The organism is Pirellula sp. SH-Sr6A (assembly GCF_001610875.1).
Lineage (GTDB): Bacteria > Planctomycetota > Planctomycetia > Pirellulales > Pirellulaceae > JBKCUI01.
The window spans coordinates 4,575,189-4,590,675 of record NZ_CP011272.1 but is presented as its reverse complement, the minus strand read 5'-3'; the positions used below and the strand labels follow the sequence as shown (position 1 = coordinate 4,590,675).

The window sequence follows — 15,487 nt, the reverse complement described above, 5'->3', positions numbered from 1 at the left end:
CGGTGGAGCGTAGGTCGCTGCGCGGCGAAGGTGGAGTGAAACAAGCCGCAGAGAGAGAAGATCCGAGTGGGGATCGCAGAGGGATCGATAGAATCGGAATAACCGGATCCACTCGATCAGAACCTTGGACACCCTCGCGGAAGCAGATTAGGGAGGATGTCCAAGCGTTCTCTAGATCGTTGCCTTAAAAGGAGGCGAGAGATGAGTGCCTTAGTCCAATGCGTCGAAGCCAGAGGTAACGGCCGCGGCTTTGGGTTTCGACTCTCGCAGGCCGCGGCTGAGGATATCTCGCAAAAGAGGCGAGTAATCTTCGTAACGGGCTTCGTCGGCGGGGCCATCGGAGTACTGGTAGATGGCATCGCGGGGTTTTGCCCCCAACGCAATAAGCGTGCTCGAGACCGTGCCGTAATCCGCGCCGCGCATCACCATATTGGCTCTGCCGGTAGGGGTTGGGGAACGTGCGAAGACTCGGCTCGCCACCGCAAGAAACTTGACAGGGGAATCCAGCGTTTGGAGCGTGAGCAGCCTGCTAGCAAGCTGAACGCGTTCATCGCGAGGGTCGTTCAAATTTCGTGCGCCAACGATATTGAGGCCAGCTCGCATCTCGATGACTTCGTTCTCGTACTCATGGTGGATCACGAACCCGCGATCGCGGTCTGCGATCACCAAATTGCAAGCTTCAAATTGATGCTTGTCAAGTTCTTCGAGGGCGCGGTCCATGCAGGATTGCGAGTTGCTTCCCCGAAGGACCTCTTTGCAGAGCAATCCTCGGGAGCGGTTGCTACCCAGCGGTTCGAGTGTTCGTCGGTTGCAGATCCCGACAAATACACCGTGCTGATTTACGCCCAACCAGGTTCCACCACTTCGTTGGTCAGTCGGGCAAAGGATTCGAGGCTTGCCAGCTTGGATGCTCGGGCCTGTACTCCGTCGGTCAAAAAACTCCTCTCGATTGGCTGCTACAAGTATGGGGCTTTCAGAAACCACGCGATATTGAATGGCTAGCAAGCACATCGCAACATTCGCTCTTTCTATGGTTGGAGCTTCAGAATCGAGCCACGGCTAACGGCATTTAATCGCACATACAGAGTGCAATTACGTGGCTCGCGACGGTCACTAATCTAACCTGACCGATACCCCCAAGTCACCCCCCTTTTTTCCAGATGCTAGCATAAATTGTGGAATACTTGTTAATAACAGAAGGGGGTATTTGCCTAGATTCTCCAGACCTCCGGATCGGTTTTTGGGGGGATCGACCGCCCCTAGCCGCGCGTCGTGAACGCTTTGGACTCGGGGTTAGAAGGTGCTCGGAACGGGCACCTATCGGAGTATCGGAAGAATCGATCTAGGGAGGAAACTACCCCATGGCACCAGGGGTGATCACCAAGGGTAGCGCTGCAATCTCGCTCTCGTCGGCGGCGATGATGTCTTCCAAGTCTTTGGTTCGGACGCAGTCGACGTAGCAACGGCGTTTCCCGTCGACTTCTTCTTCGACCAATCCGTGGATATCGGTGTGGAAGCCGGGGAACTGCTCGTTGAAATTGCGAGCGAAACGGAGGTACTCCACGATCGATTTGTTGAATCTCTCGCCGGGGATGAGAAGAGGAATTCCGGGTGGGTAGGGAGTCAAGAGAACGGCGGTGGCACGTCCTTCGAGATGATCGATTTCGACGCGATCGATTTCTTCATGGGCCATCATGGCAAACGCATCGGATGGCTTCATGGCCGGCTGCATCGGCGAGAGATACATCTCGGTCGTGACCTTCGCGACATCGTGTTTGCGATAGGTGTCGTGGATCTGTTGGCACAATTCGCGGAGTCCGATTCGCTCGTACTTGGGATATTGTTGGCAGAACTCGGGGAGGATTTTCCACATCGGTTGATTCTTGTCGTAGTCATCCTTGAACTGCTGCAGAGAGCTAAGCAGAGTGTTCCAGCGTCCCTTGGTGATTCCGATCGTGAACATGATGAAGAAGGAATAGAGCCCAGTCTTCTCGACGATGACCCCGTGTTCGACCAAGTATCGGGTGACGATCGAAGCCGGGATTCCGGTTTCCGCGAATTGGCCGGACACGTCCAAGCCGGGGGTGATCACGGTCGCTTTGATAGGGTCGAGCATGTTGAAGCCGGGTGCGACGCGTCCGAATCCATGCCACGAATCTTTCGTATGCAGCATCCAATCTTCGCGCGTTCCAATACCTTCCTCGGCCAACGTATCGGGTCCCCAGACCTTGAACCACCAATCGCTGCCCCATTCGTCGTCCACTTTGCGCATGGCGCGTCGGAAGTCGAGGGCTTCGACGATGGACTCTTCGACAAGCGAAGTCCCTCCCGGTGGTTCCATCATAGCGGCGGCCACATCGCAGGAGGCGATGATCGCATACTGCGGGGATGTTGATGCATGCATCAGATACGCTTCATTGAACGTATGGCGGTCGAGCTTTTTATATTGGGGCTCGCGTACCAAGATCTGCGACGCCTGCGAGATCCCTGCCAGCAGCTTGTGGGTGGAGTGGGTCGCGAAGATCATCGACTCTTTGGGAGCGGGTCGGTTTGGGCCGATCGCATGCATGTCTTTGTAGAAATGATGGAAGGCCGCGTGGGGCAACCAAGCTTCATCGAAATGGAGGGTGCCGATTTGACCATCGAGCATGCGTCGCAGCTCTTCGACGTTGTAAATGATTCCGTCGTAGGTGCTTTGCGTGATGGTCAAGATGCGAGGGCGGCGTTCCGGATATTGGGCTTGCGCTTCGCGCGCAAATGGGTTGGCCTCGATCTTCTTTTGGATGTTATCGGGATGGAACTCTTCCAATGGAATGGGGCCGATGATCCCTAGGTTGTTCCGCGTAGGCGTCAGAAAGACTGGGACGGCTCCGGTCATGATGATGGCATGAAGCACGGACTTGTGGCAGTTTCGGTCGACGACGACGATGTCGCCAGAAGCGACCGTTGAGTGCCACACGATCTTGTTGGATGTCGACGTTCCGTTGGTAACAAAGAAGCAGTGGTCGGCACCAAAGATCCGAGCTGCGTTCCGTTCGGAGGCCGCGACCGGACCTGTGTGGTCCAAGAGTTGGCCGAGTTCCTCCACCGCGTTGCACACATCGGCGCGCAGCATGTTCTCTCCAAAGAACTGGTGAAACATCTGACCGACGGGGCTTTTGAGGAAGGCGACTCCGCCGGAGTGTCCCGGACAGTGCCAGGAATACGAGCCGTCTTGAGCGTAGTGAACCATCGCGCGAAAGAAAGGAGGGGCCAATCCATCGAGATACGCCTTTGCCTCGCGCAGGATATGCCGCGCGACGAACTCGGGGGTATCTTCGAACATATGGATAAATCCATGCAGCTCTCGAAGAATGTCGTTCGGGATGTGCCGCGACGTTCGGGTTTCCCCGTACAAGAAGATCGGGATGTCCGCGTTCTTGAAACGGATTTCGGTGATGAAGTTCCGGATGTTCTCGAGCGCCGAGCCCATCGATTTCTCGTTCGCAAACTCGTCGTCGTCGATCGAGAGGATGAAGGCTGATGCGCGGCTCTGTTGTTGAGCGAATTGAGACAAGTCGCCATAGGTGGTGACCCCGGCGACTTCGATACCCTCACGTTCGATGGCATCGGCGAGCGCCCGAATACCCAATCCGGATGCATTGCCAGAACGGAAATCCTCGTCGATGATGACAACCGGAAACTTGAACTTCATAAAGAACCTTCTTCGAGGTATCAACCGCATGAAATCGTGGGGCTTACCACCCCCCAGCGCATGCTTCAAAGTACCGGAGCAGGGGCAAGTAGGAAAGCGGCAAATCGCATTTTCACTACCGATTCCAGGAGGGACGCCGTTGGACGGTTGAGCGGAGCGTTCCGCTAGGCTCCGATCGTGTGCAGCATTTTCGCCGTCTGCAAGATGGCTTCGCTCGGGATGGTATGCGGACCATCGAACTCGAGCAGTTTCCCGTCGAAACCAAGTTCGGAGAGCAACTCATAAAGCCACTGCCCCGTCGCGAACGGAAGGATGTTGTCCAAGCGACCATGGCTCTGGATGAGAGGTAAATTGCGAACCGGGTTGGAAGTTCTGCGCCAGTGTGATTCACAAATCAGTGCACCGGAGTAGGCGATCAAACCCGCGACGTTTTTGAGCGAACCTCGCAGCGCGGTATCGGTCGCGAGCATGGCTCCTTGAGAAAACCCTCCCAATACCACAGGAAGGGTATCCTCCAATTGGAAGTCGGATGCGATGGATTTTCTCGCTTCGTCGATGCAAGTTTGCAGTTGCTCCCGTGCGCCATCCAATTCGGGTGGGACGGTCTCGCGCATGGCATCGAAGGAGTTGGTTGCGGACATCAACATGAGCTGCGCCATGTTGAGAGGCCACCAAGCACGTCCGTCCGGAATGCCTTGCTCCTCCAGATCGATCGGGCCTTCCGGGCAAAGGAACCCAAACGGGGCGGTGTTGTCGGGCATGTAGTAGAGAAGATCGTCAAAGAGATTGACGAGATCGGTACCCGGTGCTCCGAAGCCATGCATCAACGTGACCAAGTAACGCGGTGCTGCTTTCGCGGGGAGGATGAACGCCGTGTTCAAACCTCCCAAGCAAGGTCGAGAGAACGACCAAGCTTCGGGATCGTATTTCATGGCTTGTTACTTTAATTCACGGAATGTGGACCAACTCAGATAGCCCAACGTACCAGAACAAACGAGAAATACGATATCCATCAAGAGGCTCTGATAACGAAAGAGCGACCCCATGCCAGCAAGGCTCATGATGAGATTGACGAGAAACAACAAGAAGACGAGGCCGGCGATCACAAGACCGCTCAAACATAAAGCTCTAGGCATCAACAACCTCGGTGCATTGCAAGGAAGTGCCCAGCCAAGGCCGGGTTCTCGATCGGAAGATACGCATTGGAGGCGGTCGGTTTGGCGCTCGAGGTGATGAAAATCAAGGACGACGAGGGGTGGTCTAGTGGGCTGAGGACCGAGGCTAGTATAGTTGAAGATTTTCGACTGTCATCGCCCCAGGCGAAGCTCTTGTTTTTTTCTTCAAATTCCCGTAACTGCCGGCGGAATCCGCGGTGCACCCCCTATGACTGGACTGCCGATGTCGCACAAAACCACCTCAGAAACTCAAGAATTTCCTAGCTCCTCGGAGGTTCGATCAAGGCTTCGAAGCACTATGCCGGTGACGCGTGAATGGGCTTACTTCGACCACGCTGCCGTCGCGCCACTCCCTTCCATGGCCGCGGACGCAGGGAGAGTTTTCTTGAATCAAGCCGAGAAGAGCGGGGATTGTTGCTGGCCGGAATGGTCGGCGATCGCAACCCGGCTGCGCGGAAACGCGGCTTCGCTCCTCCACTGCGAGGTCGAGGAAATCGCTCTGGTCCCCAACACCACCTTTGCGATCAACCTCATCGCCTCCGCATTCCCGTGGTTCTCTTCTCGCGCGAGTTCCCCACGGACCGAGGCGGCGCGGCCGAATGTGGTGGTCATTGAGAACGAGTTTTCGAGCAACTTGCTTCCATGGTTGGAGCTTGCTCGATCGGGGGTCGAGGTCCGCGTGGTGCCGGTGGATCCATCGGGGATCGTGTCCCTCGATCGATTGGCAGAACGAATCGATTCCGCGACGCGACTGGTGAGCATTAGCTGGGTGGGCTATTCGTCCGGTTATCGAATCGATTTACCGAAGGTTTGCGAACTTGTGCACTGCCGCGGTGCTGAATTGTTCCTGGATGCGATCCAGGGGCTCGGGGTGTTTTCGTGCGATGTGTCCCAACTTCCCATCGATTATCTGGCAGCCGATGGACACAAATGGTTGCTCGGGCCCGAAGGAGCCGGGCTTCTCTACATTCGCCGGGAGCGCCTCGCGAAACTGGAGAATCGCATGGTGGGGTGGAACTCGGTGCAAGGAGCACATCGGTTTCAAAATGCTGAAGTTCAATTCAAGTCCGATGCTTCGCGCTTCGAAGGAGGCTCTGCCAATCATCTCGGTATTGTGTGTTTGGATGCGAGTTTGCGACTCCTTTTAGACCTTGGAGTCCATCTTCCCTGCAGTGGTGTTGCGACGGCCGTACTCGAGAACGCAGACCTCATCGAAGAGTCCCTCCGAAGCTTGGGGGCCATCGTGTATCGGGATAAGGAGGCCGCGCAACGATCTGCTACGCATTGCAGCGGAATCATTTCGTTTGAAATCGAGGGTAAGGATCCGCAATCGATTCGAAATGCACTTATTCGGAACAAAGTGGTTACAAGTGTTCGTCACGGACGTTTGCGCGTCGCGACGCATGCCTACAATAACGCGGATGACGTTCAGCGGCTTTGCGATGCGATTCGGTCCTAGATCCTCGAGCTAGGGTATCGATGGAGTCGTAAGTTGCCTTCACGCGACTCCGTTGCGTTGAAGCGTTGATTCCTTTTTGTTCCTCGATTCCTTTTCCGATACCAATTCTCATGAGCCAGTTTTCACCGTCCAATCCCTACAACGCGCCGGTAGCGTCCAGTTTTGACCCCAATGCGACCGATCGAACACTCGGAGGCTTTACGAAGTTTCTGTTGATCATGTTTGTTGTCTTTGGGGTACTCGGCGTCGCGGGTGGATGCCTCGGATTGGTGCAGACGATCGGTGCGTTAGCGGTGACGAGCGCTGCGACGGGAGTCGGTGGCGACGCCGATGCCGGCGCAGCAGATGCCGGTGCGATGGTGGAAGGGGATGGGGTAGCGGAACCGACCGCCGATGGAAACGATCCATTCGCTGCGGATGGGGAAGCGGACGGGGCCGCGGCGGAGGGCATGGATGAAGAAGCGCGGGTGCGACGGATGACCGAAGCTGCCCAAAATGCATTCCCCGGTGCGATGGCGATTCAAATTGCGTTGCAGTTGGTGAGTATGATCGTTTCTGTGTTGATGTTGATCGGAGGGATCTTTGGATTGCAGCGCAAGAAGATCGGAGCGAGCTTGGTGCGAGGCACCTCTGCCTTCATGATCCCGTTTAAAATGGTCGAGTCTGGCATCGGTGGATATATAACGTGGAAAGTCATGGAGATCGGAAAGGACGAGTTCGGTCGCGAACTGAACCGACAGGGCGCACCAGATTTTGATCCGGCGGCTTTCTTCCAAATCATCGCCGTAGCGGCATTAGCCGGGATCATCATCTGGGGACTGGTGCTCATTGCGTTTTATTTGGTTGCCTTCTTGCACATGGGCAAAGCTTCGGTGAGCTCGAAGTTCGAATAGTTCGTCCTGGCTGTTCGACGAAGTCGAGAGAACAATGTCGAGAATGCGCGTCGAGAAAGAGAATTCAGCATGGGTCTTCGCCCTCAGATCGCCGTTTATACCGGGTCCTTTGATCCGGTAACGCTCGGGCATCTCCACATCATTGAACGAAGTGCGCAGCTCTATGAGGCGCTCATTATCGGGATCGGTGTGAATTCGGCCAAGCAATCATTGTTCGACACCGAGGAACGTTTGGAGCTTCTGCGTCGGGTGACTTCGCACCTGCCGCATGTGAGCATCGAGGCCTTTGATGGTCTGGCAGTCGATTTCGTTCGCAGCGTGGGGGCGAAGGTGATGGTCCGTGGCGTCAGGCCTTTGACCGACATCGCGGGCGAGTTCACGATGATGATGGCGAACCGGCAGCTGGACCCCGATATCGAAACCGTCTTCTTGATGGCGGACGAAGAATTCGCGCACGTGTCCAGTTCGTTGATCAAGCAGATTGCTGCGCTCGGGCATGGCAGGTCGCTTGAACGGTTCGTTCCCGTCTCTGTTATCGAACCGCTGATGGAGAAGATGAGAGCAACTGGCTCTCGATGATCGTGGGCTCGCGATGGGAAGGCACTAGTAAGGAACGAACCTGGCGTCCTCGCGGGCAGGGGCGCCCCTACGATCCACATGAAGGCATCGTGTGGGAGCGAGGAGAAGGGGTCTATCTTTGGGCGTCGGATGGGAGACGCTATTTGGATTGCATTTCAGGGTATTCCGCCAACAACTTGGGGCATGCTCATCCGGAGCTTGTGCGCGTCGTGTCGCAGCAAGCGGCTCGCGGGGCTCATTTTCCTGGCAACGAAAGCGAGATCCGACACCGGTTGGAACGGGAGTTGTCGGCGCGAATGCAAATGCAGCTCCGCGGTGCGCGCGCACAGAAACAGGATTCCGAACTCGGTGTATGGCTATCGACGACCGGAGCACGCGCCATCGAAGTCGCTTGGAAAATCGCTTATGCCACTCGGTCAGGCGGCGTCGTTCGTTTCGACTTGGGATACCACGGCCGTTCGTTGGGGGCTAGTTTGCTGAGCGATACCCGTCGCAGTGGACTTGTCGAGGATTGGATAAAAGACGAGCCCAACGGCGTGCAAACGATTCCGTTCCCTCGCGGGAGTGGTGAGGAAACATTAGACGGAGCGTGCGATCGGAGTTTGCAGCTCTTCGAGAGGTTGATCGATCGCGATTCCCATCGATTGTCAATGCTCTTGATCGAGCCAGCGATCGGCGCGAGGGGATATTACTTCGCGCCGCCTTGGTACTACTGCAAGCTCGTGGAGTTGGCACGCCAAGCGGGGCTATTGGTAATCAGTGACGAGATCCAAATGGGGCTTGGAAGGCTTGGAGGCTGGTCGGGAGCGATGGCTGCAGGTTGGTTGCCCGACATGTGGGTGTTTGGCAAATCGCTGGGGGGCGGGTTGGTGCCGATCTCGGCGGTGGTAGGTAGTCAGCGTTGCCTCGACGCGATGGATCCGCAATTGGAGTCGGAGACGTTTGCGGGGCATCCCTTTTCCTGTGCGATTGCTTGCAAGGTGCTTGAGCTGCTCGGAGATTCGAGCATCATCACCTGTTCGCAGCGGATGCACGAGGGGCTCCGGCGACGACTCGTGGAGTTCCTTCCGGTGGAAAGTGTGATTGGGAGCGGGAGTGCCAGTGCCATTGATTTCGCGGCGATCGATTCGTTTGATGTCGCGAGGGATTGGGCGTGTCGGTATGTACTCGCTGCGCGGGAGTTGGGCGTGCTTTTGCATTTGACGGGACCTAATCGAGATCGAGTCGCTATCATTCCGCCGTTGGTGATCAGCGAGTCGGAGATGGATGAGATTCAAAACGTGTTGAGAACTGCTTGGGAAGCGATTCAGCGAAAAGAGGGAGAGACCGATGTTTTTGAGTGAGCCGCAATCGAGCAGTTACGACTGGAGGTTCCAGCTGTTTGGGTTTCCTGTCCGAGTGACGTGGTTGTTTTGGGCTTTCAGCGCGGCCTTCGGATACACGCAGGCTCGAGGGTTGCATGACATGTTCACGATGATGAACGTGCCATCCAATTTCGCGCTGCTGCTTTTGCTGTGGGTTCTCTGCTCGTTTGTGAGCATTCTGGTGCATGAACTCGGGCATGCTCTCGCCTTTCGGTACTTTGGGATCGATGCGGAAATCGTTCTCTATCAAATGGGCGGATTGGCCATCCCTGGAGCGGGGCTTTTGTGGGCGCGGCAGGGACGGCGATCAAGGCTCACGCACGCGAACCATCTGGTGATCTCGGCGGCTGGTCCTGCCATTCAGATCGCATTGGGAGTCGTGGTGGGGGCGATCGCGATCGGTTGTGGCATTCCTGTGTGGATGTTTAGCGATATCGCCGAGAGGTTGGGTATGGAGTGGGTTCGACTACCCCTTCCCTCCAACGCGTACTCGTACTGCGCGATCAACTTTCTGGTCAGTTGCAGTATTTGGTGGGCCCTTTTCAATTTGTTGCCTGTGTATCCCCTCGATGGCGGTCAGATCGCGCGGCACCTCATCGGCATCGTGATGCGACGTGATGGGCTTCAAGAGGCATGCATGCTCGGAGTGATCGTGGGCGCGTTGGTCGCAGTTTGGTTTTATCAAACAGGAGGAGGTCCGATTGGGACCTTGTTCTTCGCCTCGTTGGCGTACTCCAATTGGCAGATGCTGCAACAGGGAAGAGGTGGTTCTGTCTGGTAAAGGTCTTTGGAGGGATGTTGCGAGCAAGATTTTTTGAAAAATTTTTGCAGCATCCAGCGCGCTGCGAAGAGCATTGAAATCGATCGTGATGGCATGTCACGCAAGGTGCTGATGGCATGTCGTCGTCATCCATTCTTGAGCGCGCACCGAGATGGATTGCGGCTCATGTTAGAGATCGACGCATCGCGCTGCCGCTTCGACGGCGCTGCAGCGTCATGCGTGGAACATTTTTCGCGACATGGTGATGGTTGAGCGAGAGTCAAGGAATTGCTTGGTCTGCGCAGTGAGGAACAATGCGGGTCGTGAACATACCGTTGCACCTATGCACCGATGGGGCACGTGAAAGGCCATCGCGTCGGCGGTTCGAAGGAGCGCATGGATGTGTGGCGCATGCATCAAAGCGATGCGCGAGCCACTGCATGATGATCGATTCGCGTCGTCGCGCATGCTTGTTCAAAGAGTGAGATACGAGCGTGTGAGAGCGTGGAAAATTGGTTTCATTTATGTGGAAAAATTGTCGAAAAGATGTTGCATTAAGTTTCGACTTTTATACAAATACGACATTGGATGTTGTTCCTTTGCGGAACCACCTCAGGCTTCCCTCGCGACGTATTGTGAGGAGGACATGATGTCAAAGTCGAGGCGAGTTCAACGAAGGATTTTTAGTATCGGTTGCTGAGACCAGACCGCCAACCAACTGCTTCTGGAAGGCGAATCTGCAGCGACTAAGTTTCGCTTTTCGGAGGATATATCCGTGGCCAAGAAAAAAGCTGGAGCAACGAAGAAGGCTGCAACCAAGAAGAAAGTAGCCAAGAAGAAGGCTGCTAAGAAGAAGGCTGCACCAAAGAAGGCCGCAACCAAGAAGAAGGTTGCTAAGAAGAAGGCTGCTAAGAAGACGACCACCAAGTCTCCTTCCTAATCAAACGTTGCTCTGCTCGGGCATCTGGCTTCTGCCAGAGATCTGCTCCAAGCAACTCAAAACAAAAGCCGTCGGTTGGCTTCCTTCCGACGGTTTTTTTATTGGCCAATCGGAATCGTCGAGGCGTCGTCCTGTCGAATCGTTTCTCGGGTGTCGGACAAGCCTGCTCGGAATGCTGGATCGCGCGCCAAGGCGCAATGCTCGCAATGGGGAGCCGCTGCGCGGCTAGAGAGTCGAGTTTGGAAAGTAGAAAGTAGATCGATCCACTCTTCGTGGTGCGAGAAAATGGGAGCATCCGTTATCTCGTGTTGTTGAGAAGGAGCATGGGGGGCTCCTATCATTTTGTAACGGCGAAGGTTATTACGGTTTTCAAGAACTCAACAGCATCCAGAGTTGAGAGACGAATCGGTATTGGCTACTTGGGTGCGGGCGGCGGAATTCCTATCGCTAGACCGTGCACAGTCTATTTGCGATGTACTCAACAGGATGGTGAGTGCCGCTGGAGGCTGGAGGAGTCCGACCTAAACGATCACCCCGTCCGGTTTGGTTATTCTCACGTGGAGAGTCCGTGAAGAGACGTCGACCACCTACACGTTTGACCTCATCAGGAGAATGACGACCGAGGATTACCGAACGGCAGCCAATAGCCCACGGGAACGATCGCCGATTCGAATGCCGAAATCTACCCCTGATTGATTCTCCCCACGGCTAGCGATCGCTCGGGTACAATCGAGCTCCCCCCGGTTTTCCAAACACCTAAAGTCTAACGCCTTCACCCCATGAGCAATTACGGGTTCACTTCAGCAGGCACCAGCAATGTCGACGAGGACCGTCTCACCGGCTTCGCCCGTACCAGAGGAACGTTTAGCCAATCGTGGAGTCTTACTAGTGTAGGTGACTGGCCCAGCATCACCCCCAATGGCACAGCGCAGAATCGCAACTATGGTCCGACCCACGAGCTGCTCACCGCAGGGGGACAGAACGTCACGATGGATGTGAAGGGGAACATTACCCTTCTCCCGACGACGCTCACTACCAGTGGCGTGGCCATGGCCGTTAGCTATGACTTCGACAACAAGCTCAAGAGCGCCGATGTGGACAACAACGGTTCGAACGATGTCACGTTCCAGTACGATGCACTTGGCCGAAGGGTAGCGCGGCAAGGAACCTCAGGCTCGTTCGTTTATGTGCAGCAGGACCAGCAGACAATCGCCGATTATGAATACGGGGATGCTCCTAGCTCGCCAACGCATCGTTATGTGTACGCTAGCTACATCGACGAACCGGTGGTGCGCAAGGCAACTGGAACCAGCGGAACGATTCATTACTACCACCGCAACCAGCAGTTCAGCATCACGGCAGTGACCACTTCTTCAGGCTCCGTAGCCGAGCGCTACGCCTACACAGCCTACGGCCAGCCAACCATCTTGGATGGTTCTGGCTCGGTCCTCTCGAGTTCTGCGATCAATAATCGCTACACCTACACGGGACGTGAATGGGATCAAACGCTCGGCCTGTATCACTTCAGGGCGAGGTGGATGAGTGGGCTTGCAGGACGGTTCATGGGGAGGGATCCGATCGGGTATCGCTCATTAGATTTAAATCTATGCAGATTCGTATTCAATCAACCTATGGTTCAATTGGATCCACACGGGTTGAAGTGCACAACTTGGTTTTTGATTACTCATGGACCTCGAGGGGGCTATCGCCCCATATTCGAGGCAGGGATAAATCACCCTAGCTTCTTACCTGAGTTTGAGAAATGCGACAAAATTGCTCCAATCTGTTGCTGGCTTCGAGATGGCAAACGAGTATGCCGAGAAAGATTCGAGAAGCCCGAGAGCGAACTATTCCCAAGAAACTGGCCAGACACAAATGAATTAATTGACACGTCCAAACCGGGTGGGAAGAAATTGATATACTCCATATTTGAAAAATACGTCCCATTAGCAATGCGAGAGTGTTGCAAGAACACCAAGAAAAAGTGTGAGTGTGACGGGAAATGCAAGGCAAGATTTTTCTGTCACGACGACATGATAGATCTCATGGAGGATTTCGTTAACCCGTCAAATCCGACTCTCCTCCCGAGCAATCCATGTGGCAAAACGTGGACTTTCGATTGCGAGTCTAATTCTTGGCAGGACTACGGAGCTGCCGAGCCCGGCAAGTAAGCGTAAAGAGGAGGAGTTCACGTGAGTCGTCAATTGAATATTCGAATTATTGTGTTATTTGTATTATTGCTAGAAGGAAGTGGGTGTCTCAATTCTCCTAGTACAAATCGGTTCGTGACTAGTCATCCTCCTGGTGCGTACGTTTTCCAAAACCTCGATTTTGGCTTTGATGGAAGTTTCTACCTTGTTTACTCACATGACAGCAAAGAGTACTATTGCATCAAAATTGTGTGTCCCGACGATCCGGCCACAGTCGCTAAGCCAGTCATAGAACACGGGATTGGTGTTGATTACGAATCAATTGTGTACAAGGAAATGAGCAAGGAGGATCTGAGTCATTTTGTGATCGAGAGACTGAACGTAATAGAAGATCCGGGTGGAAAGCTGGAATCGGATGCACTCGCTGTTTTGGCAACGCATGCAGGTGAAGTCGCATGTATTAGGAATTGGGGGTTCGGAGTCGGTTTAATAGATCAAGGTAAGTGGTACAAAGTGTTCTCAATACCGAGTGCGGATACTTCAAAGTACAAGTGAATCGCGGCTGCAAGACAGCTTGTTCACCAATAAGAACTAAACCAACTCATTAAACGGATCCGCCGATGCGGTGGCACGGGGATCGCCGAAGTTGGTTTTCCCTGCATTTTCTCTATGGTTTTTTTGTGGGGGTAATTCCCTGCGAGTCTATTGATCAAGGGGCCGCAAGATGGTGGCCAGAGAGTCGCTTGCGAGCAAGAAGATGCACCGAGTGCTTCTTTTGGTCCATTTCAGGTCATGTAACGACGGACCTTCAGGCAACTCGCTTTGATTCGCACGCAACAGAGATGCGATTAGGTGAGGTAGCGAGCAGCTCGAACGTGATGGTTTCTGAACGAGAGCATTCATCATTAGATTTCCGGTAATGGAAGATTCACCGAGACGTAACAGCAGGTTGCCCCGAAGCGAAGGGATGCTTCGTTGGTTTGCAGATTCTCTCCATCACACAGGTCATCGCTGCAACACTGTACAACCGTCCATGCTAAGAGCTCCTTTACAGCTAGTGCCCGCTTCCAGTTGCCAAGCAACCCTTGCTTCGGAGCAAAGCTCTCAAGTCGTGCTTTCGATCGGATCAATTGATCGAGTGTGGTGGGTGCCTTCGAGTATTGTTCGATCGCATGCTCTACCCGGTGGATGAACTCCCAAGTCTCCATGCGATCGCGATACCCTTCCAATCGCATCCCCGGCGTACCGCACCGCAAGCACTTGGGCCGATTATCGATCTTCGGAAGCTCAAGCTCTTGAAGTCTCGCGGATGGGGGAAGCGACGCATGTCGCTTCCCTAGGGAATCAGCATTGTGCTTGGCCAAGAGCAAGCGGACTCTTTGAAGCGTCTCCTTGCGCCCTTTCCCTTGAAAGAGACCTGCATAGCGCACGCGATGCACGTTGCTCGGAACGATGTGGAGCAAGAACCGGCGAACGAACTCTTCTCCCTCCATGGTCTCCTCGACCGATTTGTTGGTTCGGTAATCCCATTGCCGAATGGTAACGTGCGTCCCGTTGTCTTCGGCGATCCGGCCATTGGAGATCGCTGCCCCTTGGATATAGTCCGAAAGATAACGGGCGCAGCCCAACTGCGTTTGCAGTTCATCCGGAGTGATTTGCGCATCGGCTTTCCAGTTCTTTTGCGCTAGAGGCTCAAGCCACCGATGGAACGAGTCTCGGTCTTGAACCCCTTCGAATTCCATCTCTTGGGGAATGTCGAGTTTTCCTTGATCGAAGAGGATTTTCAATCCCCGTAAGAACTTCTTTTGAAAGAGGGCTGCTAAGACTTCTTCTTGGATGCCTGGTGCATCCGGAGGGATCGGGATCCAGCAGGGTTTGGTACTCGCATCCCCAGTGGAGAGCGAGACGCCACCGGAGGTCATCATGGCGTGGATATGCACATGGGTCAGCATGCGCTGCCCCCAAGTGTGCAACGTGAGAATAATCCCCGGCTTGCAGCCGAATTCTCGTTGAGCGATCTCGAGCAACGTCTTTTGCGATCTTCGAAAGAAGAGCTGATACACAGCGCTCGGATTGGCTCGGATCAGAGGATTGAGCTCATGCGGGACGGTAAAGACCGTGTGGTAGTAGGTGGTGGGGAGATTCCACGCGATAATCTGCTGTAGCCACGCTTTGCGCTTGAGCCAACCGCAGTTGGGACAGTGCCGATCATGGCACTGGCTGTAGAGAATGCGCCCTTGCTGGCATGTCTCGCATCCATAGTAGGTGGAACCGAAACTCCCACGACGGCAGTCGAGGAGTTTATCCAGCACACGGCGTTCATGGAACGGAACATGATGACTGAAGCGAAAGGATTTGGAGTAGCGTAGCAGGACCGATTGCACGGTATGCGAACTAGCCGTATGGATTCGCACCGTAGGCAACAGATCCTGCATAGGTTGGATCGAACAGTGCATGGATAGCTGTAGGGTAG

At 54.6% G+C, this 15,487-nt stretch carries 13 protein-coding genes; 8 read left to right on the top strand and 5 right to left on the bottom strand.

Annotation, left to right across the window (positions count from 1 at the left end; translation table 11 throughout):
• Nucleotides 1-210: 210 nt before the first annotated feature.
• From VN12_RS17570 to VN12_RS17555, 4 genes are all read right to left on the bottom strand, one after another.
• Complete coding sequence (locus tag VN12_RS17570; RefSeq protein WP_146678059.1) at nt 211-1,011, bottom strand: NRDE family protein; 801 nt, start codon at nt 1,009-1,011, stop codon at nt 211-213.
• A gap of 343 nt (nt 1,012-1,354) precedes the next feature.
• Nucleotides 1,355-3,694, bottom strand: coding sequence for an arginine/lysine/ornithine decarboxylase (locus VN12_RS17565; protein ID WP_146678058.1), 2,340 nt, complete (start codon nt 3,692-3,694; stop codon nt 1,355-1,357).
• 164 nt (nt 3,695-3,858) lie between these two features.
• Nucleotides 3,859-4,626: an alpha/beta hydrolase gene (locus tag VN12_RS17560; RefSeq protein ID WP_146678057.1), complete on the bottom strand. Its 768-nt coding sequence runs from the start codon at nt 4,624-4,626 to the stop codon at nt 3,859-3,861.
• 6 nt (nt 4,627-4,632) lie between these two features.
• Nucleotides 4,633-4,830 carry a hypothetical protein gene (locus VN12_RS17555; RefSeq protein ID WP_146678056.1) on the bottom strand — a complete coding sequence of 66 codons (198 nt, stop codon included), beginning with the start codon at nt 4,828-4,830 and terminating at the stop codon, nt 4,633-4,635.
• Between the two features lie 337 nt (nt 4,831-5,167).
• Between VN12_RS17555 and VN12_RS17550 the strand changes: the two genes are divergently transcribed.
• From VN12_RS17550 to VN12_RS17520, 8 genes are all read left to right on the top strand, one after another.
• The gene (locus VN12_RS17550) at nt 5,168-6,328 is read left to right on the top strand and encodes an aminotransferase class V-fold PLP-dependent enzyme (RefSeq protein ID WP_168164483.1); all 1,161 of its coding nucleotides are present in this window, start codon (nt 5,168-5,170) and stop codon (nt 6,326-6,328) included.
• Between the two features lie 110 nt (nt 6,329-6,438).
• Complete coding sequence (locus tag VN12_RS17545) at nt 6,439-7,221, top strand: hypothetical protein (protein ID WP_146678054.1); 783 nt, start codon at nt 6,439-6,441, stop codon at nt 7,219-7,221.
• Between the two features lie 69 nt (nt 7,222-7,290).
• Complete coding sequence (coaD, locus tag VN12_RS17540) at nt 7,291-7,800, top strand: pantetheine-phosphate adenylyltransferase (RefSeq protein WP_146678053.1); 510 nt, start codon at nt 7,291-7,293, stop codon at nt 7,798-7,800.
• Nucleotides 7,797-9,143: an aminotransferase class III-fold pyridoxal phosphate-dependent enzyme gene (locus VN12_RS17535; RefSeq protein WP_146678052.1), complete on the top strand. Its 1,347-nt coding sequence runs from the start codon at nt 7,797-7,799 to the stop codon at nt 9,141-9,143. The genes coaD and VN12_RS17535 overlap by 4 nt, the downstream gene beginning before the upstream one ends.
• A complete protein-coding gene (locus tag VN12_RS17530) occupies nt 9,130-9,945 on the top strand; it encodes a metalloprotease (protein WP_146678051.1) in 816 nt (271 codons plus the stop codon). The genes VN12_RS17535 and VN12_RS17530 overlap by 14 nt, the downstream gene beginning before the upstream one ends.
• Nucleotides 9,946-10,699: 754 nt before the next feature.
• Complete coding sequence (locus VN12_RS25910; protein WP_168164482.1) at nt 10,700-10,864, top strand: hypothetical protein; 165 nt, start codon at nt 10,700-10,702, stop codon at nt 10,862-10,864.
• 779 nt (nt 10,865-11,643) lie between these two features.
• Entirely contained in the window at nt 11,644-13,035 is a 1,392-nt protein-coding gene (locus VN12_RS17525; RefSeq protein WP_146678050.1) for an RHS repeat domain-containing protein, read from the top strand.
• Nucleotides 13,036-13,056: 21 nt separating this feature from the next.
• On the top strand, nt 13,057-13,569 hold the full coding sequence (locus VN12_RS17520; RefSeq protein ID WP_146678049.1) for a hypothetical protein: 513 nt from the start codon (nt 13,057-13,059) through the stop codon (nt 13,567-13,569).
• Between the two features lie 350 nt (nt 13,570-13,919).
• On the opposite strand, the gene VN12_RS17515 is transcribed toward VN12_RS17520, so the two are convergent.
• Nucleotides 13,920-15,449: a transposase gene (locus VN12_RS17515; protein ID WP_168164323.1), complete on the bottom strand. Its 1,530-nt coding sequence runs from the start codon at nt 15,447-15,449 to the stop codon at nt 13,920-13,922.
• Nucleotides 15,450-15,487 lie beyond the last annotated feature (38 nt).